Source organism: Streptomyces sp., from assembly GCF_036524955.1.
Lineage (GTDB): Bacteria > Actinomycetota > Actinomycetes > Streptomycetales > Streptomycetaceae > Actinacidiphila.
Genome location: NZ_DATDBG010000018.1, coordinates 1 through 26,545, shown reverse-complemented (window position 1 = coordinate 26,545; position 26,545 = coordinate 1). Strand labels below are relative to the sequence as shown.

The 26,545-nt window shown below is 72.3% G+C and carries 24 protein-coding genes, 1 pseudogene and 1 riboswitch; of the genes and pseudogenes, 5 read left to right on the top strand and 20 right to left on the bottom strand.

What is annotated here, in order from left to right; translation table 11 throughout:
- Positions 1-54: 54 nt before the first annotated feature.
- On the bottom strand, positions 55-1,491 hold the full coding sequence (locus tag VIW71_RS01655; protein ID WP_331619998.1) for a gamma-aminobutyraldehyde dehydrogenase: 1,437 nt from the start codon (positions 1,489-1,491) through the stop codon (positions 55-57).
- A 267-nt stretch (positions 1,492-1,758) separates the two neighbouring features.
- On the opposite strand from VIW71_RS01655, the gene VIW71_RS01650 reads away from it, so the two are divergent.
- The 4 genes from VIW71_RS01650 (at position 1,759) to VIW71_RS01635 (ending at position 5,797) form a co-directional block, all read left to right on the top strand.
- The gene (locus VIW71_RS01650; protein WP_331620025.1) at positions 1,759-2,199 is read left to right on the top strand and encodes an Lrp/AsnC family transcriptional regulator; all 441 of its coding nucleotides are present in this window, start codon (positions 1,759-1,761) and stop codon (positions 2,197-2,199) included.
- Between the two features lie 2 nt (positions 2,200-2,201).
- Positions 2,202-3,572 carry an aspartate aminotransferase family protein gene (locus tag VIW71_RS01645; RefSeq protein WP_414720623.1) on the top strand — a complete coding sequence of 457 codons (1,371 nt, stop codon included), beginning with the start codon at positions 2,202-2,204 and terminating at the stop codon, positions 3,570-3,572.
- Positions 3,573-3,962: 390 nt separating this feature from the next.
- Positions 3,963-4,691: an ABC transporter ATP-binding protein gene (locus tag VIW71_RS01640; protein WP_331619997.1), complete on the top strand. Its 729-nt coding sequence runs from the start codon at positions 3,963-3,965 to the stop codon at positions 4,689-4,691.
- Positions 4,673-5,797: a hypothetical protein gene (locus VIW71_RS01635; RefSeq protein WP_414720622.1), complete on the top strand. Its 1,125-nt coding sequence runs from the start codon at positions 4,673-4,675 to the stop codon at positions 5,795-5,797. Before VIW71_RS01640 ends, VIW71_RS01635 begins: the two co-directional genes overlap by 19 nt.
- A 482-nt stretch (positions 5,798-6,279) precedes the next feature.
- Here VIW71_RS01635 and VIW71_RS01630 read toward each other — a convergent pair whose 3' ends face one another.
- The 9 genes from VIW71_RS01630 to rpsB form a co-directional block, all read right to left on the bottom strand.
- Entirely contained in the window at positions 6,280-7,329 is a 1,050-nt protein-coding gene (locus VIW71_RS01630; RefSeq protein WP_331619996.1) for an ABC transporter ATP-binding protein, read from the bottom strand.
- Positions 7,330-9,150, bottom strand: a complete 1,821-nt coding sequence (locus VIW71_RS01625) for an ABC transporter permease (protein ID WP_331619995.1) — start codon at positions 9,148-9,150, stop codon at positions 7,330-7,332.
- A complete protein-coding gene (locus VIW71_RS01620) occupies positions 9,129-10,238 on the bottom strand; it encodes a thiamine ABC transporter substrate-binding protein (protein ID WP_331619994.1) in 1,110 nt (369 codons plus the stop codon). Before VIW71_RS01620 ends, VIW71_RS01625 begins: the two co-directional genes overlap by 22 nt.
- A riboswitch (TPP riboswitch) is annotated at positions 10,231-10,355 on the bottom strand. Its footprint overlaps the gene before it by 8 nt.
- Before the next feature lie 81 nt (positions 10,356-10,436).
- Positions 10,437-11,543 carry a 23S rRNA (adenine(2503)-C(2))-methyltransferase RlmN gene (gene rlmN / locus VIW71_RS01615; protein ID WP_331619993.1) on the bottom strand — a complete coding sequence of 369 codons (1,107 nt, stop codon included), beginning with the start codon at positions 11,541-11,543 and terminating at the stop codon, positions 10,437-10,439.
- 143 nt (positions 11,544-11,686) lie between these two features.
- On the bottom strand, positions 11,687-12,583 hold the full coding sequence (locus tag VIW71_RS01610) for a phosphatidate cytidylyltransferase (protein WP_331620022.1): 897 nt from the start codon (positions 12,581-12,583) through the stop codon (positions 11,687-11,689).
- 126 nt (positions 12,584-12,709) lie between these two features.
- Positions 12,710-13,267: a ribosome recycling factor gene (gene frr, locus VIW71_RS01605; protein WP_331620021.1), complete on the bottom strand. Its 558-nt coding sequence runs from the start codon at positions 13,265-13,267 to the stop codon at positions 12,710-12,712.
- A 178-nt stretch (positions 13,268-13,445) separates the two neighbouring features.
- Positions 13,446-14,252 carry a UMP kinase gene (gene pyrH / locus VIW71_RS01600; protein WP_331619992.1) on the bottom strand — a complete coding sequence of 269 codons (807 nt, stop codon included), beginning with the start codon at positions 14,250-14,252 and terminating at the stop codon, positions 13,446-13,448.
- A 205-nt stretch (positions 14,253-14,457) separates the two neighbouring features.
- Positions 14,458-15,294, bottom strand: a complete 837-nt coding sequence (tsf, locus tag VIW71_RS01595) for a translation elongation factor Ts (RefSeq protein ID WP_331619991.1) — start codon at positions 15,292-15,294, stop codon at positions 14,458-14,460.
- 159 nt (positions 15,295-15,453) lie between these two features.
- Positions 15,454-16,323, bottom strand: a complete 870-nt coding sequence (rpsB, locus tag VIW71_RS01590) for a 30S ribosomal protein S2 (RefSeq protein ID WP_331619990.1) — start codon at positions 16,321-16,323, stop codon at positions 15,454-15,456.
- A gap of 557 nt (positions 16,324-16,880) precedes the next feature.
- Here rpsB and VIW71_RS01585 point away from each other — a divergent pair.
- On the top strand, positions 16,881-17,324 hold the full coding sequence (locus VIW71_RS01585) for a peptidoglycan DD-metalloendopeptidase family protein (protein WP_331619989.1): 444 nt from the start codon (positions 16,881-16,883) through the stop codon (positions 17,322-17,324).
- Between the two features lie 64 nt (positions 17,325-17,388).
- Here VIW71_RS01585 and VIW71_RS01580 read toward each other — a convergent pair whose 3' ends face one another.
- From VIW71_RS01580 to lepB (VIW71_RS01535), 10 genes and pseudogenes are all read right to left on the bottom strand, one after another.
- A complete protein-coding gene (locus tag VIW71_RS01580) occupies positions 17,389-17,946 on the bottom strand; it encodes a TetR/AcrR family transcriptional regulator (RefSeq protein ID WP_331620019.1) in 558 nt (185 codons plus the stop codon).
- A 50-nt stretch (positions 17,947-17,996) separates the two neighbouring features.
- A complete protein-coding gene (whiG, locus tag VIW71_RS01575) occupies positions 17,997-18,833 on the bottom strand; it encodes an RNA polymerase sigma factor WhiG (RefSeq protein WP_331619988.1) in 837 nt (278 codons plus the stop codon).
- Between the two features lie 281 nt (positions 18,834-19,114).
- A complete protein-coding gene (dprA, locus tag VIW71_RS01570; protein ID WP_331619987.1) occupies positions 19,115-20,545 on the bottom strand; it encodes a DNA-processing protein DprA in 1,431 nt (476 codons plus the stop codon).
- Entirely contained in the window at positions 20,545-22,197 is a 1,653-nt protein-coding gene (locus VIW71_RS01565) for a YifB family Mg chelatase-like AAA ATPase (RefSeq protein ID WP_331619986.1), read from the bottom strand. The genes dprA and VIW71_RS01565 overlap by 1 nt, the downstream gene beginning before the upstream one ends.
- Positions 22,197-22,605, bottom strand: a pseudogene (locus tag VIW71_RS01560) (YraN family protein). Before VIW71_RS01560 ends, VIW71_RS01565 begins: the two are co-directional and overlap by 1 nt.
- Before the next feature lie 101 nt (positions 22,606-22,706).
- A complete protein-coding gene (locus VIW71_RS01555; RefSeq protein ID WP_331619984.1) occupies positions 22,707-23,033 on the bottom strand; it encodes a DUF2469 domain-containing protein in 327 nt (108 codons plus the stop codon).
- 39 nt (positions 23,034-23,072) lie between these two features.
- Positions 23,073-23,561: an NUDIX hydrolase gene (locus tag VIW71_RS01550; RefSeq protein WP_331619983.1), complete on the bottom strand. Its 489-nt coding sequence runs from the start codon at positions 23,559-23,561 to the stop codon at positions 23,073-23,075.
- A complete protein-coding gene (gene lepB / locus VIW71_RS01545; protein WP_331619981.1) occupies positions 23,558-24,355 on the bottom strand; it encodes a signal peptidase I in 798 nt (265 codons plus the stop codon). Before lepB (VIW71_RS01545) ends, VIW71_RS01550 begins: the two co-directional genes overlap by 4 nt.
- Before the next feature lie 33 nt (positions 24,356-24,388).
- The gene (gene lepB / locus VIW71_RS01540; RefSeq protein ID WP_331619980.1) at positions 24,389-25,468 is read right to left on the bottom strand and encodes a signal peptidase I; all 1,080 of its coding nucleotides are present in this window, start codon (positions 25,466-25,468) and stop codon (positions 24,389-24,391) included.
- A partial coding sequence (lepB, locus tag VIW71_RS01535) for a signal peptidase I (protein ID WP_331619979.1) occupies positions 25,353-26,545 on the bottom strand: 1,193 nt, incomplete at its 5' end. The genes lepB (VIW71_RS01540) and lepB (VIW71_RS01535), both read right to left, overlap by 116 nt.

The window sequence follows — 26,545 nt, the reverse complement described above, 5'->3', positions numbered from 1 at the left end:
CACCGCGCGCCGCGCACGGGCCGCCCGCACCACGGGCGGCCCGGCCGGCCCTTCCTACGCGTCCAGCGACGTCATGACGTGCTTGATCCGCGTGTAGTCCTCGAAGCCGTAGCCGGAGAGGTCCTTTCCGTACCCGGACTGCTTGAACCCGCCGTGCGGCATCTCGGCGACCAGCGGAATGTGCGTGTTGATCCATACGCACCCGAAATCCAGCCGCTTCGACATCCGCATGGCCCGCCCGTGATCCCTCGTCCACACCGAGGAGGCCAGCGCGTACTCCACGCCGTTCGCCCATTCCACCGCCTGGTCCTCGTCGGAGAACGACTGCACGGTGATGACCGGCCCGAACACCTCGTGCTGGATGATCTCGTCGTCCTGCCGCAGGCCGGAGACGACCGTGGGCGCGTAGAAGAAGCCGGTCTCGCCGACCCGGTGGCCGCCGGTCTCGATCCGGGCGTGCGCGGGCAGCCGTTCGATGAAGCCGGTGACCTGTGCGAGCTGGTTCGCGTTGTTGAGCGGCCCGTACAGCACGTCCTCGTCGTCCGGGAGGCCGGTCTTCGTGTCGGCGGCGGCCTTGGCCAGCGCCGCGGTGAACTCGTCGTGGATGGACTCGTGGACCAGCACGCGCGTGGCGGCCGTACAGTCCTGCCCGGCGTTGAAGAAGCCGGCGACCGTGATGTCCTCGACGGCCTTGGGGATGTCCACGTCGCCGAAGACGACGACCGGGGCCTTTCCGCCGAGTTCCAGGTGGACGCGCTTGACGTCCTTGGCCGCGGACCCGGCGACCTGGATGCCGGCCCGTACCGAACCGGTGATGGAGGCCATCGCGGGCACCGGGTGCTCGACCATCGCGCGGCCGGTGTCGCGGTCGCCGCACACGACGTTGAAGACGCCCTTGGGCAGCACCTCGCCGATGATCCCGGCGAGCAGGACGGTGGAGGCGGGGGTGGTGTCGGACGGCTTGAGCACCACCGTGTTGCCCGCGGCGATCGCCGGGGCGAACTTCCAGACGGCCATCATCATCGGGTAGTTCCAGGGGGCGACCTGGGCGCACACCCCGACCGGCTCACGGCGCACGATGGAGGTCATGCCCGCCATGTACTCCCCGGCGGAACGGCCCTCCAGCATGCGGGCGGCGCCCGCGAAGAACCTGATCTGGTCGACCATCGGCGGGATCTCCTCGCTGGCGGTCAGACCGATCGGCTTTCCGGTGTTCTCGCTCTCGACGGCGACCAGTTCGGCGGCCCGCGCCTCGACCGCGTCGGCGATCTTCAGCAGCGCCTTCTGCCGCTCGGACGGCGTGGTGTCACGCCAGCCGGGGAACGCGGCCGCCGCCGCGGCCATCGCCGCGTCCACGTCGGCCTGGCCGGAGAGCGGCGCCCTGGCGTACACCTCTCCGGTCACCGGATTGATCACATCGGTGGCGCGTCCGTCGGCGGCGTCACGGAATTCTCCGTCGATGTAGTTGCGCAGAGTACGGAGTTCGGTCACGGCGCTTACTCCCTGGTCCTACGAGTCGGCCCGACGAATCGGTCCTACGAATCGGTTCCGGTGAATCCGGTGTCCATTTGCTGAGACACCACCCAGCTTAACCGGAGAACTGCTGTATTCGACATACCCGACCCGCTGCAACAACCGATTCGGTTTCCCAACGCCGCTGAGGCGACGAATTTCATCGTGGAGGGGTTGCGTCACCGCCGACCTCTCCTGCACAGTGTGCGGGTGGCCACTCGTGACAGAAACGGCGCCTCCCCCTCGATGGACGCGGTGTCCAAGGCGATCGTCGAACAGCTCCAGCAGGACGGGCGCCGCCCGTACGCGGCGATCGGCAAGGCCGTGGGCCTGTCCGAGGCGGCGGTGCGGCAGCGCGTGCAGAAACTGCTCGACCAGGGCGTCATGCAGATCGTCGCCGTCACCGACCCGCTCACCGTCGGCTTCCACCGGCAGGCGATGGTCGGCATCAACGTCGAGGGCGACATCGAGCCGGTCGCCGAGGCACTAGCCGCGCTGGACGAGGTCGAGTACGTCGTCGTCACCGCGGGCTCCTTCGACCTGCTCGTCGAGATCGTCTGCGAGGACGACGACCACCTGCTCGAAGTGATCAACAAGCGGATCCGCGCGTTGCCCGGCGTGCGCTCCACCGAGAGCTTCGTCTACCTCAAGCTCCGCAAGCAGACCTACACCTGGGGAACCAGATAGCCATGAACTCCACGAACGCGGATCTGTCCAGGACGGCGTACGACCACCTGTGGATGCACTTCACCCGCATGTCGTCGTACGAGGACTCCCCCGTCCCCACCATCGTGCGCGGCGAGGGCTCGTACATCTACGACGACCGCGGCAAGCGGTACGTCGACGGACTGTCCGGTCTCTTCGTGGTCAACGCCGGGCACGGCCGGCACGAGCTGGCCGAGACGGCGTACAAGCAGGCCCAGGAGCTGGCCTTCTTCCCGATCTGGAGCTATGCGCACCCCAAGGCCGTCGACCTGGCGGAGCGGCTGGCGCAGTACGCGCCGGGCGACCTGAACAAGGTCTTCTTCACCACCGGGGGCGGCGAGGCCGTCGAGACGGCGTGGAAGCTGGCGAAGCAGTACCACAAGCTGACCGGCAACCACACGAAGTACAAGGTCATCTCGCGGGCCGTCGCCTACCACGGCACACCGCAGGGCGCGCTGTCCATCACCGGGCTGCCCGCGCTGAAGGCGCCGTTCGAGCCGCTGGTGCCGGGCGCGCGCAAGGTACCGAACACCAACATCTACCGGGCGCCGGTCCACGGCGACGACCCGGTGGCGTTCGGCCGCTGGGCCGCCGACCAGATCGAGCAGGAGATCCTCTTCGAGGGCCCGGAGACGGTCGCCGCGGTCTTCCTCGAACCGGTGCAGAACGCCGGCGGCTGCTTCCCGCCGCCGCCCGGCTACTTCCAGCGGGTCCGCGAGATCTGCGACCGGTACGACGTGCTGCTCGTCTCGGACGAGGTGATCTGCGCGTTCGGGCGGCTCGGCACGATGTTCGCCTGTGACAAGTTCGGCTACGTACCGGACATGATCACCTGCGCCAAGGGCATGACCTCCGGGTACTCCCCGATCGGCGCGTGCATCGTCTCGGACCGGCTCGCCGAGCCGTTCTACCGCGGCGACAACACCTTCCTGCACGGCTACACCTTCGGCGGCCACCCGGTGTCGGCCGCGGTGGGCCTGGCCAACCTCGACATCTTCGAGCGCGAGGGCCTCAACCAGCACGTGCTGGACAACGAGGGCGCCTTCTTCGCCACCCTGCGGAAGCTGCACGACCTGCCGATCGTCGGCGACGTCCGCGGCGACGGCTTCTTCTACGGCATCGAGCTGGTCAAGGACAAGGCCACCAAGGAGACCTTCACCGCGGAGGAGACCGAGCGCGTCCTGTACGGCTTCCTGTCCAAGGCGCTGTACGACAACGGCCTGTACTGCCGCGCCGACGACCGCGGCGACCCGGTCGTACAGCTCGCCCCGCCGCTCGTCTCCGACCAGGCGCTCTTCGACGAGGTCGAGGGGATTCTCCGGGCGGTCCTGACAGAGGCGTGGACGAAGCTGTGACCCCTTGACTGCCGCGCCTTCGCCTCCGGGCGCTCGGACCCGGTGTCGGCGGTCGACCGTGCTCGCTCGTTCCTCGCTCACTGCGCGCGGTTCTCCCTTCCGCACCGGCGCGCCCTTCGGCTCAGCCGCTACGGGCCGGCGGCCCGCCCGTGTCATCGGCGCCATCCCCGCAGAGCGCCTGATCTTCCGCAGGCGGCCCATAACAACGGTCTTGGGCCGGACGCGGTAACGGTTTGTCACCCGTCCGGAGGACCCGGGCCGCCCGGTCGCCGCGTCTGCGGGCCGCTCCCGGACACCGTGCCTACGGTGCCGGGAGTGACCGCCCTCTCCCCGGCTCGTTTGACGCGATGTCGAAATCGCACCGGGGGAAACGACTCGCGGAGGTACGGCATGGTGGCCTCGCCCGACGACGACGTGCTCTGGGCCCGCGCCCTGCGCCACTCCTACCAGGGCTCGCCCGCACTGCTCGGCGTCTCGATCAACGTACGCGGCGGCGAGATCGTCGCCGTGCTGGGCCCGCGCGGCGCCGGCAAGTCCACGTTCCTGCGATGCCTCTCGGGACAGCTCGTCCCGGACGAGGGTGAGGTCTGGTTCAACAGCGCGCCCGTGCACACACTGTCGGCCACGGCACGGGACCGGCTGCGCCGGGACCGGTTCGGCTGGATCGGCAGCGGCGCGGACCTGCTGCCCGAGCTGACCGTGTGGGAGAACGCGGCGCTGCCGCTGCTGATGCGCGGCGCCGGGCACAGGGCCGCGCGGACCGCCGCCCGGGAGTGGCTGGACCGCCTCGACATCGGCTCGGTCGCCCGCAAGCGGCCCGCCGATCTGCTTCAGGCGCAGCGGCAGCGGGTCGCGGTGGCGCGGGCACTGGTGACCGGCCCGGAGGTGGTCTTCGCCGACGAGCCCACCGCGCCACTGCACCGGGCCGACCGCGCGCACGTCCTGCGCACGCTGGTCAGCGCGGCCCGGTCGCACTCCATCACGATGGTCCTGGCCACCAGCGAGCCGGAGATCGCCGCGCACGCCGACCGTACGACGGCGCTGGTCGACGGCCGCTCCGGTGCGTCCATGCCGGCGCAGGAGCGGGAGACCGCCAACCCGTGGCCGGCCTCGGTATGACGGTGGCACTGCGGGTACTGCGCGGGTCGGGCCCCGCGGTCCTCGGCCGCTGGGCCGTGGTGGCCGGGGCCTCGGCCGGTACGGGCCTGCTGCTGCTGTGTTCGCTCGGCTGGGCGCTGGCCCATCCGCAGCGCGGTTCCTACGACGCGCTGGTCCGGCTTGCGTGGTGTGTGGTGCCGCTGGTGGTGACCGTGCAGCTCGCCTCGGCGGTGGGCCGGGCGCAGCCCGCGGGGTGGCCGCGCACCGGGCTGGCCGCGGTCGGGCTCGGGCGGACCGCGGTGGTGCTGCTGTCCGTGGCGAACTCGGCGGTGGTGTGCGCGGTCGGGAGCGTGGGGGCGCTGCTGGTCTTCCTGCACCTGCGCGGTGACGTGACGGGCGTGCCGTTCCACGGGATCGGGCCCGGGGTGCTCGCCGCCGGCAAGCCGCTTCCGCTGGCGGGGGCGGTGACGCTGCTCGCCCTGGTGCCAGTGGCCGCCGCGGCGACGAGTGCGGCCGGGCTGCGGCCGGCCCGTATCCCTTCCGCGGACGCGCCCGGGGGTCTGCCGTGGGGCGCCGCCCTGGCCGTGATCGGCCTCGCCCTCGAGGTCACCGCGCCCAGGGGGCACGCGCTGCCGCTGCCCAGCGGACTGGGTTCCGTCCCGCCGGGTTCGGTCGGCGGCTGGCTGGTCACGACGACGGGCATGATGCTGGCCGGGCCCGGCCTGGTGCACGCGTGCGGGCGGCTGCTGGTCGGCTTGCGCCCGAACGCCGTCCGGCTCCTCGCCGGCCGTGCCCTCCAGGCGGAGTGCCGCCGTGCCGGCCGCCCCCTCGCCCTGCTCTCCGCCACGGCCGCGGCGTTCCTCGCCACGTACGACCTCCACCACCCGCTGGGTCCGCTCACCACCTTCGCGGCCGTCCTCGTCGCGGTCTGCGTGCTGGCCACGTCGTGCCTGGCCCTTCTGGAAGGCCGCGAGACCCGCACCCCCACCGCTCAGGCCCTGCGCGAACTCGGTGCCTCCCCCACCCTCCTGCGCACCTCCACCGCCCTCGCCGCCGCCGCTCTCCTGGCCGCCGCCGTGCCCCTCACCCTCCTCATCGCCACGCTCTCCTCGATCCCTGCGGAGTAAAGCACCCCGAGGGTCATGACCTGCGGCTTCCCGGCCCGTGGAAGCCGGCTCCCCGCGACCGCCGGGTGCCCGCACCGGGTGCCCGCACCGGGGTCCGCACCGGGGGTCCGCGCCGGGGGTCCGCGCCGGGGGTCCGGGAGGGACCCGCAGGGTCCCCCGGCACGCCGCGACGGCGAGGCACCCCCACGGCGTACGGGCCCGACGGTGATCGACTTCGGCCTCGCCGCACCGACCGAGCGGCGCTCCACGCTCATCGCCACCGGGTTCCTGGTGGGTTCGGTGCTGTGCGTGCCGCCCGAGCAGGCGCGCGGCGAGCAGCAGGTGCCCGGGCCCGCCGACGTGTACGCCCTCGGCACCGTCCCGCTCCACGCGGCCACCGGCCACGACCCGTACGTACACCGGGCCGAGCCGGCCGGCGGTCGCCCTGCGGATCGGCCCGGCGGTGCCGAGCACACCGCGACCACCCCCTTCGCGGCGCGGCCCTACGTGCGGAGGACGACCACGTCCGCCGGGTCGAAGCCGACGCGGACGTGCGCGCCCGGGGGTGGGGCGTCCCGCAGAGGGCACTGCGCTTCGAGGAGGGGGCCGCGGGCGGGGCGGAGGATCAGGGTGACGTGGCCGCCCCGGAACGTGCGGGCTGCGACCTCGCAGGCCAGACCGGAGAGCGGCGAGCCGTCACCGGCCGGAAGGCCGAGCCGCACGCCGGTCGGGCGGACGAGGACCCGGCAGGGGCCGTGGGGAGTGCCGTCGGGTACCGGGACCGTGCCCCACTCCGTGTCGGCGACCCCGCCCCCGCCGACCACGCCGGAGGCGATCGTGTCGAAGCCGAGGAAGCGCGCGACGAACTCCGACGCCGGGTGCTGCCAGACCGCCTGCGGCGTGCCGGACTGCGCGACGCGGCCGTCCCGCATCACCACGACCCGGTCGGCGAGCGCGAACGCCTCGCCCTGGTCGTGCGTGACGGCCAGCACCGTCGTGCCCAGCTCGCCGAAGAGCCGCCGCAGTTCGACGACGAGCCGTTCCCGCAGCGACCGGTCGAGCTGGCCGAGGGGCTCGTCCAGCATGAGCAGGCGCGGTTCGGGGGCCAGCGCCCGGGCCAGCGCCACCCGTTGCTGCTCGCCGCCGGAGAGGGTGGCGACCGCACGGGTCTGGGCACCGGGCAGGCCCACCAGGTCGAGGAGTTCGGCCACCCTGTGCTGCCGCCGCTCGCGCGGCACCTTGTGCATGCGCGGCCCGAAAGCGACATTGCCGGCCACGTCGCGCTGCGGGAAGAGCTGGTGGTCCTGGAACATCAGGCCGACGCCGCGCCGGTGCGCGGGAACGCCCGCCTGGTCGGCGCCGTCCAGCAGCACCCGTCCGCCGTCCAGGGGTTGCAGCCCGGCGACGGCCCGCAGCAGCGTGGACTTGCCGCTGCCGCTGGGTCCGAGCACGCAGGTGATCTCGTGCGCGTCGACGGCCAGGTCCACCGCGTCCAGCGCGGCCCGCTGCCCGAACCGTACGGTCGCGGCCTGCACTTCCAGCAGGGACGGCATCTAGAACTCCCCCGAGGGGTCGGCGGGGCGCAGGTTCTCCAGGACCAGCAGCGACACCGCGCACACCAGCATCAGCAGGGTGCTCAGGGCCATCGCCTGGCCGTAGTTGAGGGGCCCGGCCCGGCCGAGGAGGCGGGCGACGGCGACCGGGAGGGTGGGGCTGCCGGGGCGGGCGATGAAGACCGTCGCGCCGAACTCGCCGAGCGAGACGGCGAAGGCGAATCCGGCGGCGATGCCCAGCGCCCTCCCGGCGAAGGGCAGTTCGACCTCCCGCCAGACCCGCAGCGGGGACGCGCCCAGCACCGCCGCCGCCTCCCGCAGCCTGCTGTCCACGGCCCGCAGCACCGGCAGCATGACCCGTACCACGAACGGCACCCCGACCAGCGCCTGCGCCAGCGGCACCAGCAGCCAGGAGTCCCGCAGGTCCAGCGGCGGCTTGTCGAGGGTGATGAGGAAGCCGAAGCCGATCGTCACCGCCGAGGTGCCCAGCGGAAGCATCAGCAGCGCGTCGAAGCCGCGCAGGAGACGGCCGGCCTTCCGTACCAGCGCGGCGGCGGCCAGCCCGCCGACGGCCAGGGCGATCACGGTGGCGACGGCCGCATACCGCAAGGAGTTCCAGACGGTGTGGAGCGGGGAGACCAGGAAGGTGCCGTCGCCGGCGGAGCCGAGGGCGCGGTAGAAGGTGAGGCCGTAGCCGCCGGGGGCGTCCAGGGAGCGGGCGACGAGCACGGCGAGCGGCAGCACGATCAGCAGCACGATCACGGCGAGTACCGCTCCGAGCAGCGCCCGTTCGCCGCCGCGGGGCCGGTGCGCGGTGCGGGCGGCGTCCACCAGTCGCAGGGTGGCCTCGCGGCGCCGCACCGTCCAGGCGTGCACGGCGAGGATCGCGGCGACGGCGGCGAACTGCACGAGGGTGAGGACGGCGGCGGTCGGCAGGTCGAGGAGCTGCGCGGTCTGCCGGTAGATCTCGACTTCGACGGTGGAGTACGCGGGCCCGCCGAGGATCTGGATCACGCCGAAGGAGGTGAAGGTGAACAGGAACACCATCAGCCCGGCGGCGGCCACCGACGGGCCGAGCGCGGGCAGCGTCACCCGCCGCCACGCGGCCAGGCGGCTCGCGCCGAGCATCCGTGCCGCCTCCTCCTGCCGGGGGTCGAGCTGCGCCCACAGCCCGCCGACGGTGCGGACGACCACCGCGTAGTTGAAGAAGACGTGCGCGACGAGGATCGCCCACACCGAGGTGTCCAGCCGGAAGCCCAGCAGGGAGTCGGTGAACCCGCCGCGGCCGAGCAGCGCCAGGAACGCCGACCCGGCGACGACGGTCGGCAGCACGAACGGCACGGTGACGACGGCCCGCAGCAGCCGCTTCCCGGGGAAGTCCAGCCGCGCGAAGGCGTACGCGCCCGGCATCGCGACCGCCAGCGTCAGCGCGGTGGACGCGGCGGCCTGCCAGCAGGTGAACCACAGCACGTGCCGGATGCCGGGGTCGCCCAGCACGTCCCCGATCCGCCCGAACCGCCAGTCGCCGCCCTCGTGCAGGCCGCGGACGGTGATGGCGGCGACGGGATAGGCGAAGAAGACCGCGAAGAAGGCGAAGGGGATCGCCGTCAGGGCGAGGCGGACGGCGGTCGCGCGCGGTGGGTACGGGCGGCGCCGGCCCGTACCCCCGTGCGGCTGATCCGGCCTCTCCGCCCTGCCCGGCCTGTCCGGTGGGTGCGGCCGGTGCGGCCGGTGCGGCCGCAGGCCTGTCCGCCGGCCGCCGGGCCGCGGCTGCGTACGCCCGTCCGGGTCCGGTACGGCTACAGGACGATCGACGTCCATGCCTTGACCCACTCGTCCCGCTGGGCCGCGATCTTCTCGGGCGGGAGCGTCGCCGGGTGGTCGATCCTCGCGCCGTACCTGGTGAACACCTCCGGCTTGGCGGCGTCCTGGCGGACCGGGTCGACGTACATGTTCAGCGGCATGTCCTCCTGGAAGGTCTTGCTGAGCAGGAAGTCGATCAGGGCCTTGCCGCCGGCGGTGTTCTTCGCACCGTGCAGCAGCCCGGCGAACTCGATCTGCCGGAAGCAGGTGCCCGTGGCGACGCCGACGGGGGACTGCGCGGGCGGCGGGGTGACGCCGACCACCTCGGCGGGCGGGCTGGAGGCGTACGAGACGACCAGCGGCCGGTCGCCCTTGGCCTGCTTGCCCGCGGACGAGCCGGAGAAGCGGTCGTTGTACGCCTGCTCCCAGCCGTCGACGACCTCGACGCCGTTGTTCTTGAGCTGCTTCCAGTACTCCTGCCAGCCGTCGTCCCCGTAACCGGCGGCGCTCCCCAGCAGGAAGGCCAGGCCCGGGGAGGAGGTGGCGGCGTTCTCGGTGACCAGCAGGTTCTTGTACTCGGGCTTGACCAGGTCGGCGTAGGTCTGCGGCGGGGCGAGCCTGTGCGCGGTGAAGTAGGCGCGGTCGTAGTTGACGCAGACGTCGCCGGAGTCGATCGGGGTGACGCGGTGCTGCACGGCGTCGAGCTGCACATCGGCGGACACCTGGTCGAGCCCCTTGGCCGCGTACGGCGTGAACAGGCCGTTGTCGAGGGCACGGGAGAGCAGGGTGTTGTCGACACCGAAGAAGACGTCACCGCGGGGGTGGTCCTTGGTGAGGATCGCCTGGTTGACGGCGGCGCCGGCGTCGCCCCCGCGCAGCACCTTGACGGTGTACCCGGTCTGCCGGGTGAACTCGGCCAGCACCGGTTTGGAGGCGGCGAAGGAGTCGTGGCTGACGAGGGTGACGGTCTTGGAACCGCTGGTCCCCGCACCCTCCGAAGCAGTGTCGCCGCCACTGCCGCTGTCACTGCCACAGGCGGCCAGCAGGGTCGCGCCCGCGGTGGCGAGGACCAGCGCGCCGATGGCACGCCGACGGATGCTCTTCATGATGCTGACTCCCTACGCCGGTATGACCCGGATCAGGTCCGAGGGTCTGCGGCTCCGCCGTTCTCGGTGGCCGGCCGCACTCTCAGCGCCGTCGCAGGCGCTCCCCTGTCGGAAATGTTCACTTGTCCGTACGTACGTGTGTACGACGTGCGTCTGCACGATAGCAGCAGGCCCGGGCCGTACCGCTGTCCGTACCGCTCAGCGCTCGGCCGCGGCGAGCTGCCCGCACGCGCCGTCGATCTCCTGGCCGCGGGTGTCCCGTACGGTCACGGGCACGCCGTGGGCCTCCAGGGCGGCGACGAACGCCCGCTCGTCCTGCGGGCGGGAGGCGGTCCACTGCGAGCCGGGGGTCGGGTTGAGCGGGATGAGGTTGACGTGCACCCGGTGGTTCTTCAGCAGCCTGCCCAGCCGGTCGGCGCGCCACGCCTGATCGTTGACGTCGCGGATCAGCGCGTACTCGATGGAGATGCGGCGGCCGGAGACCTCGGCGTAGTGCCACGCGGCGTCGAGGACCTCGCGGACCTTCCAGCGGGTGTTGACCGGCACCAGGGTGTCGCGCAGTTCGTCGTCGGGAGCGTGCAGGGAGACCGCGAGGCGGCACTTGAAGCCCTCGTCGGCGAACCGGTACATCGCCGGGACGAGACCGACCGTGGAGACCGTGATGCCGCGCTGCGACAGGCCGAGGCCGTCCGGCTCGGGGTCGGTGAGGCGGCGGATGGCGCCGACCACCCGCTTGTAGTTCGCCAGCGGCTCGCCCATGCCCATGAACACGATGTTGGACAGCCGCGCCGGCCCTCCCGGCACCTCGCCGTCGCGCAGGGCGCGCATCCCGGCGACGATCTGGTGCACGATCTCCGCGGTCGACAGGTTCCGGTCGAGACCGGCCTGCCCGGTGGCGCAGAACGGGCAGTTCATGCCGCAGCCCGCCTGGGAGGAGACGCACATGGTGACCCGGTCCGGGTACCGCATGAGCACCGACTCCACCAGCGTCCCGTCGAACAGCCGCCACAGCGTCTTGCGGGTCTCCCCGTCGTCGCACGACGCGTGCCGTACGACCCGCATCAGTTCCGGCAGCAGGTCCCCGGCCAGTTTCTCCCGGGCTGCCGCCGGTATGTCCGTCCACGCCGCCGGATCGTCCGCGAACCGCGCGAAGTAGTGCTGCGACAACTGCTTTGCCCGGAACGGCTTCTCCCCGAGCGCCGCGACCGCCTCCTTCCGCTCCGCGGGCGAGAGGTCGGCAAGATGCCGCGGCGGCTTCTGCGCTCCGCGCGGCACGGCGAAAGTGAGTTCTCCGGGTGCAGGCATGATGCCTATCAGTGTCGCAGATCCCGGGGAGTGGCCCGGGTCGGCCGACCGGGCGGCCTCATCCGCCCGACGCCGTACGGTCCGGGTCGGTACCGCCCTGGTACTGCCGGCCGGGTTCCTGCCGCCTGACTTCGAACCGCCCGTCAGCCCTGGCCGACGAACGCCGCGAGCAGGAGCCAGACCACCGGCGCGGTGGGGAGCAGGGAGTCGAGGCGGTCCATGATGCCGCCGTGGCCCGGGAGGAGGGTGCCCATGTCCTTGATGCCAAGGTCGCGTTTGATCATGGATTCGCCGAGGTCGCCGAGGGTGGCGGTGACCGCCGCGGCGAGGCCGAGGAGAAGACCCTGCCACCACTGGCCGTCGTCGATGACGTACTGCATGAGCAGGGCGCCGGCGGTCGTCGCGAAGGCGATCGCGCCGAGCAGGCCCTCGCGGGTCTTGCCGGGGCTGATGCGGGGGGCGAGGGGGTGCCTGCCGAAGCGCCAGCCGATGGCGTACGCACCGGTGTCGCTGACGACGGTGAGCAGCAGAAACGTCAGCACCCGGCGGGGGCCGTCGTCCGCGGCGAGCATCATCATCACGAAGGTGGCGAGGAAGGGCACGTAGAAGGCGGCGAAGACACCGGCGGTGACGTCCCGCAGGTAGTTCTCGGGCGGCTGGGTCATCCGCCAGACCATGACGGCGAGCGCGGTGAGCGCCATCGCCACCCACGCGCCGTCGGCGCCGCGCACGTAGGCGGCGACGACCATGGCGACGCCGCCCGCCGCGAGGGGGACGAGCGGTACCCGGATGCCCTTGCGCTCGGCGAACCGGGAGGTGATTTCCCACAGGCCGACCGTGATGGCGGCGGCGACGACGCCGACGAAGACCGCCTTGACGAAGAAGAGCGAGACGACGAGGACGGCGCCGAGGCCGACGCCGACCCCTATCGCGGCCCGCAGGTCACGCCCTGCGGACTTCTTGGCCGGGGCAGGCTGGGGCGGCTCGGCGGGCGGCTGCGGTGGCATACCAGGAGTCTTCCTCCCGGCGCCGGTTTCCATGGCGGAACCCGCCGCGTGGGCGGCGCGTGGCGAAGCGCCCCAGGAAGAGTCGTTCACGGAGCTTCGCCTCGCGTCGTCATCGGTGTCGGCCGGGGGGTGGGGTGGTTCGTCCGGTGCCGGGGGCCGTCAGACCTCCAGCAGTTCCGCTTCCTTGTGCTTGAGCAGTTCGTCGACCTGCGCCACGTACTTCGAGGTCGTGTCGTCGAGTTCCTTCTCCGCGCGGCGCACCTCGTCCTCGCCGGTCTCGCCGTCCTTGACGAGCTTGTCGAGGGTCTCCTTGGCCTTGCGGCGGACGCTGCGGATCGAGATCTTGGCGTCCTCGCCCTTGGTCTTGGCGACCTTGATGTACTCCCGACGGCGTTCCTCGGTGAGCTGCGGGAAGACCACCCGGATGATACGGCCGTCGTTGCTCGGGTTGACGCCGAGGTCGGAGTTGCGGATCGCCTCTTCGATGTTGCGCAGACTGCTGCTGTCGAAGGGGGTGATCACCGCCATCCGGGGCTCGGGCACCGCGAACGAGGCGAGCTGGTTGATCGGGGTGATCGTGCCGTAGTACTCGGCCACGATCTTGTTGAACATCGCCGGGTGCGCACGGCCGGTGCGGATCGCCGCGAAGTCGTCCTTGGCGACGGCGACAGCCTTCTCCATCTTCTCCTCGGCTTCGAGGAGGATCTCTTCAATCACCATGTGCTCCTGGTACTCGGAAGGCGGAGCCTCACAGTCGGGGCCCCTGCGCGCGTCTTTCCTGCACGGTGTCCGACCGGCAGCGTGTTGTCCATCCCCGAACCGGACGACCCGGCGCCGGGCGAGCCGGCACCGGACGCCCCGGGACGGGGGCCGGCCGCCGGGTTCCCGGGCGCGGTCACGCCCGGGTGCCCTGGTCGTTGACGAGTGTGCCGATCTTCTCACCCTTGACGGCTCGTGCGATGTTGCCCTCGGCGAGCAGCTCGAAGACCAGGATCGGCAGTTTGTTGTCCTGGCAGAGGGTGATCGCGGTGAGGTCGGCGACCCGCAGGTCGCGGCCGATGACCTCGCCGTACTCCAGCACGTCGAACATGACCGCGTCCGGATTGTGCTTGGGGTCGGAGTCGTAGACCCCGTCCACCCCGTTCTTGCCCATCAGCAGGGCCGCGGCGTCGATCTCCAGGGCCCGCTGGGCGGCGGTGGTGTCGGTGGAGAAGTAGGGCATGCCCATACCCGCGCCGAAGATCACGACACGGCCCTTCTCCAGGTGCCGGACGGCCCGCAGCGGGATGTACGGCTCGGCCACCTGGCCCATGGTGATCGCGGTCTGCACCCGTGTCTCGATGCCCTCCTTCTCCAGGAAGTCCTGGAGGGCGAGGCAGTTCATCACGGTGCCGAGCATGCCCATGTAGTCGGAGCGGGCCCGGTCCATGCCGCGCTGCTGGAGTTCGGCGCCGCGGAAGAAGTTGCCGCCGCCGACGACGAGCGCGATCTCGTACCCGTCCCTGACGACCGCGGCGATCTCCCGGGCGATGGCGTGCACGACGTCGGGGTCGACGCCGAGGCCCCCACCGCCCGCGAACGCCTCGCCGGACAGCTTCAGCAGGTAGCGGCGGTGCGCGACGCCGCTGCGGGGGGCGGTGGCCGGTGCGGGCCGGGCTGCGCTCGGGTGGTCGGCTCGGGGGTGGTCGGCGCCTTCGTCCATGGGGTGCTCCTCGTGCACGTACAAAGGAGGCCATTGCCGTGGGTCCTGACGGGTTCCCGGTACGGCAGTGGCCTCCTCGTCACATCTGCGGCCGGCCGGCGGGCGGCCGACCGCGTACGACCCTAGCGGGCCGTCGGTCATTCGGTAGTCGGACCCGGCGGTCGGACGGCCCTGCGGTCGGACGACCGGGTGGGGCCGGACCGGGTCAGACGCCGACGCGGAAGCGGGCGAAACGCTTGAGCGTGACGCCGGCCTCGTCCAGGACCTTCTGGACGGTCTTCTTGGGGTCCTTGGCGAACGCCTGCTCAAGGACCACGTTCTCCTTGAAGAAGCCGTTGACCCGGCCCTCGACGATCCGCGGCAGGGCGGCGTCGGGCTTGCCCTCCTCGCGGGCGGTGGCCTCGGCGACCCGGCGCTCGTTCTCGACGGTGTCGGCGTCGATCTCGTCGCGGGTCAGGTACTTCGGGGCGAACGCGGCGATGTGCTGCGCGACGTCCTTGGCGACCTGCGCGTCCGCCTTGTCCAGCTCGACCAGGACACCGACCTGCGGGGGCAGGTCCGGGCTGGTGCGGTGCAGGTAGGAGGCGACGTAGCCGTCGGTGAACTGGGCGAAGCGGTCGAGCACGATCTTCTCGCCGAGGGTGGCGTTGGCCTCGTCCACGTACGCCTGGACGGTCTGACCGGGCTTGATCTCGGAGGCGAGCAGTGCCTCGATGCCGGCCGGCTTGCTGGCGGCGACGTGGGCGGCGATCTCGTCCGCGGCGGCGACGAACTTGTCGCCCTTGGCGACGAAGTCGGTCTCGCACTTCAGCTCGACGAGGACACCCTCGGAGTTGTCGGCGGAGATCAGGGAGACCACGGCGCCGTTGGAGGCCGAGCGGCCCTCGCGCTTGGTGACACCCTTCTGGCCCTTGACGCGGAGGATCTCGACGGCCTTTTCCAGGTCGCCATCGGCCTCGGTGAGGGCGTTCTTGCAGTCCATCATGCCCGCGGCGGTCAGCTCGCGGAGCTTCTTGACGTCGGCGGCGGTGAAGTTCGCCATGGGTTTGAGTCTCTTCCCGAATGGTCGGTGGATCTACGGGTGAACGGCGGGGGCGTCACGCCCCCGCCGTCGTCACGCGTGGTTCTCGTCGTACGCGTCGTACCTGGCCGTGCTCACGGTCGTCCGGCGCACGGCTGCCGTACGGATTGCCGCTCGGGCTCAGGCCTGCTCGGTGCCGGCCTCGGCGGCCGGGGCGGGCTCGGCGGCCGGAGCCTCAGCGGCGGGCGCGTCGGCGGCCGGGGTCTCGTCGGCCTTCTTCTCGCCCTCCAGCAGGTCCCGCTCCCACTCGGCGAGCGGTTCCGCGGCGCCTTCGGCCTTCTTGTCGCCGAGCGCGGCGCCGGAACGGGCGATGAGGCCCTCGGCGACGGCGTCGGCGATCACGCGGGTGAGCAGCGTGACGGAACGGATCGCGTCGTCGTTGCCCGGGATCTTGTAGTCGACCTCGTCGGGGTCGCAGTTGGTGTCGAGGATCGCGACGACCGGGATACGGAGCTTGCGTGCCTCGCCGACGGCGATGTGCTCCTTCTTGGTGTCCACGATCCAGACCGCGCTGGGCACCTTCTGCATCTCGCGGATACCGCCGAGGGTCTTCTCCAGCTTCTCCTTCTCACGGGAGAGGACCAGGAGCTCCTTCTTGGTGAGGCCGGAGGCGGCCACATCCTCGAAGTCGATCTCCTCGAGCTCCTTCAGGCGCTGCAGGCGCTTGTAGACGGTCGAGAAGTTGGTGAGCATGCCACCCAGCCAGCGCTGGTTGACATACGGCATGCCGACGCGGGACGCCTGCTCGGCGATGGCCTCCTGCGCCTGCTTCTTGGTGCCGACGAACATGATGGAACCGCCGTGCGCGACGGTCTCCTTGACGAACTCGTAGGCGCGGTCGATGTACGACAGCGACTGGAGCAGGTCGATGATGTAGATGCCGTTGCGCTCGGTGAAGATGAAGCGCTTCATCTTCGGGTTCCAGCGGCGGGTCTGGTGCCCGAAGTGGACGCCGCTCTCCAGCAGCTCCCGCATCGTGACGACGGCCATGGCCGTACTCCTTGAGGTGCTCGGTTATCGCGACCACCGGACGGCGGCCGCGCCTGACGCCCCGGCGCGCCGTGCCACGAAGGGGAATCCTCCGGGACCGAGGGGCGCGGCCACCGCCCCGGCGAAGGGTTGGGTGGCGGGGCGTGCGAAGTCGATCCGGTGACCCGAATCGCCAGAGAAATTGTACGGGACGGGTGGAGCACCGGGCGACACCGGAGTTGTCCACAGGCCAGCACCATGATCATCCCGCGAGCCCCGAAGTGCGGGATCGTCGTCCCATGACATTCACGACGATGTGGTTCACGGTCCTGGCGACGACAGCGGCCCTGACGGCTGCGGGTTTCCCGGGCGGGGCCGGGGTGCCGGGGGGGATGCCGGGTGGGGGTGGGGTGTCAGGTGCAGGTGGGGTGCCGGGCGGTGCGGCTGCGGATGCGGTGACGGGCGCGGGTCCGGTGCCGGGTACCGGTCCGACGACGAGTACGGGCGCGCCTGCGGGTACCGGTGCGGGTGGAGTCGGGTGCGCGGGGCCGCCTGGCCCGCAGGCGCGGTGCTGGCCGGTGACGGGTCCGGGGGCCCGGGCGCGCCCGGGCGTCCTCCGCGCCTTCGAGCCGCCGCCCACCCCCTGGTCCGCGGGCCACCGGGGCGTCGACCTGTCCGCCGCCCCCGCGGCACCGGTGCGGGCGGCGGCCCCGGGCGAGGTCACCTTCACCGGCCGGGTCGCCGGCACCCCCGTACTCGTCCTCCGGCACGCCGGCGGCCTGCGGACCACCTACCAACCCGTCCGCGCCGACCTCCTCCTCGGGACCCGCGTCCCGGCCGGAGCCCGCCTCGGCACCGTGGCCGGCTCGCCCGTCCCCCACTGCCCGGTCCCCTGCCTCCACTGGGGCCTCCTCCGGGACGACGGCACCTACCTCGACCCGCTCTCCCTCCTCCCCTCTTCCCTCCGGCAACCGGGCCGGTCCCGGCTGCTGCCGGTGCACGGGGGTGGTCGCGGGACGTGACAGGGGGCGTGGCAGGGGCGGGGGCGGGTGGGGAGGGGGCGGGGGGAGGCCCCCTGGGGAGTGACTAGGGAGTGACGCCGCGGAGGGCCATGGTGACCGCGGCGGTCACGATGTCCGTGGGCGGTTCGGCGGCGCCGAGGTCGATGCGGCGGACGGCGGCGTCGACAATGCCCTGGAGGAGCATCGCCGTGAGGCGGGGTTCGGAGTGGCCGAGGGCGGCGAGGGCGGCGACGACCAGGGAAACCAGGGCGCCGTGGGCGGCGCGGATCTTCTCCCGGGCACCGGCGTCGAGTTCGCCGGCGGAGATGGCGACGACGGCGCGGTGACGGCGGTCACCGACGAGGTCGAGCTGGGTTCTGACGTACGCCTCGATCTTCGCCTCGGGCGTCCGCGCGGCCTCCATGGCGGCTTCGACCTCTGCGGCCCAGACGGGGAAGTCGGCGGCGCACAGCGCTTCGACGACGGCCGCGCGGGAGCGGAAGTACTCGTAGACCGAGGAGCGCGCGAGTCCGGTGCGCTCGGCGAGGGCAGGGAAGGTCAGTGCTTCCGTGCCGCCCTCGGACAGCAGCGAACGTGCGGCGTCCAGCAGGGCCTGGCGCTGCATCGTCCGGTGTTCGGCCACCGAGGCCGCTCGAATCCTGGGCATCCCCCCACTGTAGACAGTGGGCCGTCTCACCGGCCGACGTCGGCGAGCTTTGCCCGTAGTTGGAGCACGGACTTGGTGTGGATCTGGCTGACCCTGCTCTCCGTGACTCCGAGGACCTGGCCGATCTCGGCCAGAGTGAGGCCTTCGTAGTAGTAGAGGGTGACAACGGTCTTCTCGCGTTCGGGCAGGGTACTGACAGCGCGGGCGAGCAGTCGCCGCAGTTCGCGGTCCTCGGCGACCTCGACGGGGTCGTCGGCGCCGGTGTCCTCCAGGGTGTCGACGAGGCTGAGCCGGTCGCCGCCTTCGATGCCGACGTGCAGGAGTTCTTCCAGGGCGACCACGTTGGCGAGCGACAACGCGCTGAAGACGCCGTGCAGTTCTTCCAGGCCGACGCCCATCTCGGCGGCGACCTCGGGCTCGGTGGGGGTGCGGCGGAGCTTGGCTTCCAGCGTGGCGTAGGCGCGTTCCACGGCGCGGGCCTTCTGCCGGACGGAGCGGGGGATCCAGTCCAGCGCGCGTAGTTCGTCGATCATGGCGCCGCGGATTCTGGTGATCGCGTAGGTCTCGAACTTGATGGCGCGGTCGGGGTCGAACTTCTCGATGGCGTCGATGAGTCCGAACACTCCGGACGACACGAAGTCGGCCTGTTCCACGTTGGCCGGAAGTCCCACACTGACGCGGCCCGCGACGTACTTCACCAGCGGCGAGTAGTGCAGGATCAGCTGTTCCCGCAGCCTGGCGTCCCCGGTGGCCTTGTAGGTCCGCCACAGCGCGTCGAGCGAAGTGGGGGCGGCGGGCCGAGTGGTGGTGCGGGAGGCGGTCGCTGCCGTCGCCCTTTCGGACCCGGGGGTGTGCTGGGGCATGCGTCGTTGTGAGCCGTTCTGCCGTGACGGGGGTGGGGAAAAGAGCCTTCGCGAGCGTAGCGTGACCATCCTGTCGCTGATAGCTGTGGCGCCCGTGGGGGACATGCGCAGATACGTTCCTCTGCGGGTGCGGGGTCACCGTACGGGGCGCGGGGTCCGACCTGGGGTGGGCGGCCGGACCCTGGGGCCAATGATGCTGGGTCGGGCGGAGGCCTGCGGATGCTCCTGCGGTCGCCGCAGGTCACCGCGCTTTCCTGTCACCTGATGGTGTGTCGATAGCGTCAACGGACGCGGGGTGGAGGCCCGTCCCGTGCGGTACGGACCAACTTCCACCGGCCGGAGTCGCGTTCGACGAAGCCGAGGGCCTGCAACTCGTGAAGACGTCCGAGCGTGTCGGCCCTGGTCGCGCCGGCGGCGTGGGCGATGTCCTCGTCGGCGGCGTCGCCGCGCCCGGGCAGTGCGTCGAGGACCCGCGCGGTGGCCGGATGGAGCAGGTCCCGTGGCAGTACGGGGCCGCGCCGGTCGGGGGCGAGGTCGGCGCCGATACTGCCGACCATCTCGATGACTTCGGCGGCGTCGGTGACCACGACCGCGTCGCCGCGCAGGAGTTCGTGCACGCCTTCCGACAGCCCGCTGGTACAGGGGCCCGGCACGCCCATCGTGACCCGGCCGAGCCGGGCGGCGCGGCGGGCGGTGATGAGGGAGCCGCTGCGGTAGCGGGCCTCGACCACGACGGTGCCGCGGGTGAGGGCGGCGATCACCCGGTTCCGCAGCACGAACCTGATCCGGGTCGGATGATCACCGGGCGGCAACTCGCCGATCAGCAGGCCGCGTTCGGCGATGTGACCGATCAACTCGGCGTTGCCCCGGGGGTACGGTACGTCGACGCCGCTGGCCACCACCCCGATCGTGGCGCCGCCCGCCGCCAACGCGCCGCGGTGCACGGCGCCGTCCACGCCGTATGCCGCGCCGGAGACCACGACCCACCCCGCGGCGGCGAGCCCCGCGCCGAGCCGGGCCGCCATGTGGGCCCCGTAGTCCGTGCAGGCGCGGGCGCCGACCACCGCCACGGACCGAAGGGCCCACAGCCGCAGGGACGGCCGGCCGCGTACCCACAGCCCGTACGGCCGCTCGTCCCCGAGGTCGTCGAGTTGCCCGGGCCAGTCCCCGTCGCCCGGGCACACGAAGCGGCCTCCGGCCCGGTGGGCGGCGGCCAGGTCGGCCAGGGGGTCCATGCGGGCGGCCTTGATCGCGTAGTTCTCGGTCCGCCGCGGAGTCGCCCCGGGCAGCGCGTGGCCGTCGCGTGCGGCCCGTAATGCTTCCCGTGCGCCCCGCTCCCGCACGGCTCGCCCCATCACCGCGTCCCCGGGGTCGGCCACCCGCGTCAACGCGACCCGCGCCAGCCGCTCATCCCACCCCGCGATGCTCCCGCTCCCGGGCCCGAGAACCCCGAGGTCCCCGAGGACCCCGCCGGTCAGCCCTCGCTCATAGGCCAGCCGCAGCGCGGCCTCGCCGCCGGCGGTGTCACCGCCGGTCGCGCCCTGCCATGACGGCCCGCCCCGTTCCGACGGCACGCCCTCTCCCGGCGGCTTCCCCGCGCCCGGTACCCCGTCGGCCGCTCCGGACCGCTCCCCCGCACCGGGCGCCCCGCCGTTCACACCCAGCGGCCCACTGCCGGCTCGCGGCGCCCGGCCCTCCGCGGTCTCCGCCATCACGCCCCTCCTGCCATCGCCACGCCCCGGCTGATGCCGGTGCGGAGTTGGAGGGCGGTGAGGACGTCCCCCGCGTCGGGGCGGGGATGGCCGGCCAGGTCGGCGAGGGTCCAGGCGACGCGGAGGACGCGGTCGAGGCCGCGGGCGGTGAGCAGGCCGCGTTCCATGTCGCGTTCCGCGGCTTGGAGGGCGCCGGGGGCGACGTGCCAGCGGGTGCGCATTTCGTGGCCGGGGACTTCGCTGTTGGCGCGCCACCGGGTGTCGCGGTAGCGGGCGGCGGCCCGGGCGCGGGCCTCTCCCACCCGGGCGGCGATCACGGCGGTCGACTCGCCCGCCCCGTGGCCGATGAGGTCGCTGCGGCTGACCGCCTCCACCTCGACGCGCAGGTCGACCCGGTCCAGCAGCGGCCCGGAGAGCCGCGACTGGTAGCGGCGGATCGCGGTGGGTGAGCAGTCGCAGCCGCCGGCGATCATGGAGTACCGCCCGCAGGGGCAGGGGTTGGCTGCCAGCACGAGCATGAAACGGGCCGGGAGCCGCATCACCCCGGCGGCCCGGGCCACCACCACGTGCCCCGACTCCAGTGGCTGCCGCAGGGCGTCGAGCACCTGTCCGCTGAATTCGGGAGCCTCGTCGAGGAAGAGGACCCCTCGGTGTGCCAACGACACCGCACCGGGGCGGGGCAGGCCGCTGCCGCCGCCGACCAGTGAGGGCATGGTCGCCGAGTGGTGGGGTGCGCAGTAGGGCGGCGTGTCGACCAGGGGCCGGCCCGGCGGGAGGATGCCGGCCACCGAGTGGACGGCGGTGACCTCCAGGGACTCCTGCCGGGTCAGCGGGGGCAGGATCCCGGGCAGCCGCTCGGCGAGCATCGTCTTGCCGGCGCCCGGCGGGCCTTTGAGGTAGATGTGGTGTCCGCCGGCCGCGGCGACCTCCAGGGCGAGGCGGGCGACCCGCTGCCCGGCGACGTCCGCCATGTCGGGGCCGCCCTGGAAGCCGGCCTCGCCGCCGCCCGGGCCGGACGGGCCGCCGCCGAGGGTGGCGAGGCCCGTGCCGACGCCTCCGCCGGGCACGGTGAGCCCGGCGAGCATGGGGTCGGGCCGCCCGTCGGCGTCGGCGCCGTCCTCGTCCTCCTCCGGGACCGGTTCGTCGTTGAGGACCGCGACGAGTTGCCGCAGGCTGCGGATGCCGAGCACGGAGACACCGGGGACGAGGGACGCCTCGGCGGTGGTGCGCTCGGGTACGACCACGTGCCGGTAGCCGGCGTCGGACGCGGCGAGGACGGCGGGCAGTACCCCGCGGACCGGGCGCACCCGGCCGTCCAGTCCGAGTTCGCCGATCATCATCAGGTCGGCGATGGCCTTGGGGGCGATCCGGCCGCCCGCGGCGAGCACCGCGCACGCGACGGCGAGATCGAAGCCCGAGCCGCCTTTGGGCACCGATGCCGGACTGAGCCCGACGGTGAGTTTCTTCTGCGGCCAGGTCTCGCCGCTGTTGACGATCGCGGCGCGGACCCGGTCGCGGCTCTCGACGAGGCTCTTGTCGGGCAGGCCGACGAGGGCGAACGCGGCGACGCCGGGTTCGAGGTCGGCCTGGACCTCGACGACCACTCCCTCGACGCCGACCAGCGCCACCGAGCACGTACGGGCGAATCCCATCACGCCACCCCCCGCACGTGCTCGACGCGGGCCGCGCCGCGCGCGGGCAGGATGACGCCGACCAGGTCGATGCGGACGCCGCCCGGGGGCGCGCCGCCGTGTTCCGCGGTCCAGCGTTCGGCGAGGGACCGCAGGCGGGCGACCTTGTCAGGAGTGAGGGCCGCCATGGGGTGCTGGAAGTCCCCTTCGCGGCGGGTCTTCACCTCGCACACCACGAGGGCGTCCCCTTCGGACGCCAGAATGTCGATCTCGCCGCGGCGCCCGCACCGCCAGTTCCGGTCCAGCACGGTCAGCCCGGCGTCCCGCAGCGTGCGTGCCGCCACGTCCTCGCCGTACCGCCCCAGCGCACCTCGCGCGTTCATGGGTACCACCTCCGTCACTCACTGTGACAGAGCGCGGCCCGTGCAGGATGATCTTGCCGTCCGCCCTGTGGACAACCCCACACCGCGGTCAACCCGGCCTGTGGACAACCCAGCCCCTGGACCGTCGCGGGTGGCTGCGGCCCCGGCTCAGCCGCTGAATCCCGATTCGTCCGACGGCAGGTCCAGATCCGCCTTGTTCAGTTCCTCGATGTTCACGTCCTTGAACGTGAGCACCCGCACCTGCTTCACGAACCGGGCCGGCCGGTACATGTCCCACACCCACGCGTCGGCCATCGAGACCTCGAAGAACACCTCGCCCTGGACCGAGTGCACCTGCATCTCGTAGTCGTTGGTGAGGTAGAAACGGCGCTCGGTCTCGATCACGTACTTGAACAGGCCAACGACGTCGCGGTACTCCCGGTAGAGCTTCAGCTCCATCTCGGTCTCGTATTTCTCGAGGTCCTCGGCGCTCATGGCATGTTCCCCTTCAACCGTACGTGCCCCCATTGTGCGTCAGTCGCGCTCCGTCCCCAGGGGGATCGGGGATAGCGGGGGTCCTTCGTCGAGCAGCGTGCGCAGCAGCCCGGCGAGCCTGATGGGATACACCGTCTCACGAGTGCGGAGCAGTTCCTCGCAGGTCCACCAGCGAAGCGAGGTCACACTGCGGCGTTCGAGATCGGTCTGCCCGCTGGTGTCCACGCCGACCGTATCGGTGCGGCCCAGGTAGTACCACTCGTCCTGCTCCCAGCGGCGTCCGTCGAACCGGAAGGAACAGGTTCGCTCCCACAGTACGGGGCCCAGCCGCACATCCTTGATGCCGGTCTCCTCGGCGACCTCCCGCAGCGCGGCCTCCGCCAGGCTCTCCCCCTCCTCCACCCCACCGCCCGGGGTGAACCACCAGGTCACCTCCGGTGTGGCCGGGTCGAATCCGTGCAGCAGCAGGATGCGGTCGGCCGGGTCGAGCAGTACCACCCGGGACACGCGGCGGCGGACCGCGCTCATCGCCGCCGCCTCACACGCTCCGCCGCCGGACGCGCCTTCGCCATCGCCGTCACCTTCGCCACCGGGCCGTACGCCGCTCCGCCCAGGATGAGCGCGGCGCCTGCGGTGATCAGGACGGTGAGCAGGCGCAGCGGCCCCTGCGGTGACGCCCCGCCGCCCGGCAGCGCGTCGAAGGCCGAAGTGCGGGCCACCATGCCCAGGCGCCCCAAGGGCCACGCGGTGGCGTCCACCCGGGCCCGGACCTCGCCCGCCGGGACGGAGCCGCCCTCGGCGTCCTGGAGGTGGATGCGGGAGTCCTCGGAGACCGCCCGGTTGTCGCCCAGCAGGAACAGTTCACCCTTGGGCACGGTGGTCGTGAATTCCGCCAGCGAGGCGGGCCCGCCCCCGTGCAGATATCCTTCCGCGACCGGTTTGCCGTTGACCAGCAGCCGGCCCTGCCGGTCGCAGCAGGAAACGGTGTCGCCGCCGACGCCGATCACCCGCTTGACCATGGGCACGTCGCCCCACAGTTCGTCCTTGAAGACCACGACGTCACCGCGGTGCACCGCCGACCCCGGGACATGCTGGGCGAGCACCTTGTCGCCGGGGCGCACGGTGGGCCGCATCGAGTCGGTCGGCACGGTGTACGGCCGGTACACCACCGCCGCCCACACGAATCCGCCCAGGAACAGCACGCTCCCCAGCGCTACGACCAGCCCGGACACGGTACGTCCGACCCGCCCGCCGGCTCCGGCCGCGCCGCCCCGGCCCGGCACACCGCGTATCGCACCGGTGCTGCTGCTCGTGGCACTCATGGACCGGAACCCTACCCGGCGGTACGCCGAAGGTCAGCCCTCCGCAGCGGTCTCGTCACCGCCAACGGGCTCGGCCCGGCCGCCGACCACGGCCCCCGCGCCGGCGACGACACCCGCCACGGCGCCGACACCCGCGCCGCCGTTCCCCTCCGCCTTCCTCAGCAGCCGCCGCCTGCGCATCAGCACCAGCGGCAACGCCCCGGCCAGGCCCGCCGCGGACGGGACGCCGGCGGAGATCACATTGATCCCGGGCTGCGAGAAGGTCGCGGGGATGGAGAGGGTGTCCCAGCGGTTGACCGGCCAGGCAACGACGATGGCGCGTCCGACCACGTCCCTGTCGGCGACGGTGCCGCCGCCGGGCAGCTCCCGGTGGAACCGCGAGTCCAGCGAGTTCTGGCGGTGGTCGCCCATCACCCAGATCCGGCCCTCGGGCACGGTGATCTTGAACGACACCTGTGTGCTGCAGGCAGTGTCGCCCGGGTAGACGTACGGCTCGTCGAGCGCCCGCCCGTTGACCTTCAGCGGCCCGGGGCCATCGCACTCCACGGTGTCACCGCCGACCCCGATCACCCGCTTGATCAGGTCCTTCTCATCGGCCGACGGCATCAGGCCGACGAAGCTCAGGCCGGTCTGCAGGCCGCGGACCAAGGGGTTGGCGCTCGTCGGCGGGTTCTCCGGCAGCCAGCCGCCCGGGTCGTGGAAGACGACGACCTCGCCGCGGCTCGGTTCGGAGCCGAACCAGGGAGTCAATTTGTCGACCAGGACCCGGTCGCCCTGCTGCAAGGTGTTCTGCATCGAGTCCGAGGGGATGGAGAACGCCTGGACGAGGAAGGTCTTGATCAGCAGGGCGAGGATCAGCGCGATGCCGACGAGCAGCGGCAGCTCCTTCCAGAAGGAACGCTGCTTGCGACCGGGCGCGGGTACGGGCCTGCCGGGCTGCGCGCCGTCGCCGGGTCCCGCCGGGCCGGCCGGGCCCGCGGGGTCCGCCGGCGGGGCCTCATCTCCGGGGGAGCCGTCGCCGACGTGGCCCCTGGGGGAGCCGGGTGCACTGTGCGCGCCGCCCTCGCCGTGCCGCGTCACGACCGCGTGCCCGGGAGCCGCGTCCTCGGTCACGCCGCCGGCCTCCTCCATGCCCGTGGAGGGCCCATGGGGCACCGGGGACGCAGGTGGTACCTCGGCATCCCCCTTCTCGGGCTCGCCGGATCCAGACCGTGCGCCGACCACCAGGTCCCCCACATCCACTCCTCACTCCAGACCGCCGCCTACCCCGTTTCCGGCGCAGGCCCACCACTCCCATAACGAGCGCGAGTTCCGCAGGGGTCGGTAGCCGACTCGTTCTTTGTCCGTTGTTGGCCCGGCCCACCCTAGTGGCCGCACCTGCGGCCGTGGTGTCCCCCGCCTGGGGGTCGGGCACCGAGGCATACGTACCCGGCTCCGGCAGCCGGCGCCAGTGGCCGACCGGCCAGGCGATCACGAAGGCCCGTCCGACCACCAGGTTCAGCGGGACCGTGCCCCCACCGGGCATACGGGTGTGGAAACGCGAGTCGGCCGAGTCGGAGCGGTGGTCGCCCATCACCCACAGGCGTCCCCGGGGCACGTGGACGGTGAACTTCATCTCGGAGGGGCGGTCGCCGGCGTTGATGTACGACTCGGTCAACGGCGTGCCGTTGACGGTGATCCGGCCCTCCTGGTCGCAGCAGGCCACGGTGTCGCCGCCGACCCCGATCACCCGCTTGATCAGGTCCTGTTCGCCCGTGGCGGGAAACAGCCCGATGAAGGTGAAGAACTCCTTCACCTGCTTGACGACCACCGGGTCCGACTTCGGCCTGGGTTCGCTGGCGAGCCAGCCGCCGGGGTCCTTGAAGACGACCACGTCGCCTCGGTGCGGCTCGGCGCCGAACCACGGAGTCAATTTGTCGACCAGCACCCGGTCGCCGATCCGGATGGTCTGCTCCATCGACCCGGACGGGATGACGAACGCCTGCAGCAGGAAGGTCTTGAGCACCAGCGCGATCAGCAGCGCCACCGTGACCAGGATCGGCACTTCCCTGGCGAGTGAACGGCGGCGCTTCCGCTTGACCTTGCGGGCCAGTCGGCGGCGCTCGACCCGCGAACCGCCGGGCAGCCGCGGCGCCGCGAGCGTGCCGTCGCCGCCGGTGTCATGGCCGACACCGCCCGCGCCGGCCCCGC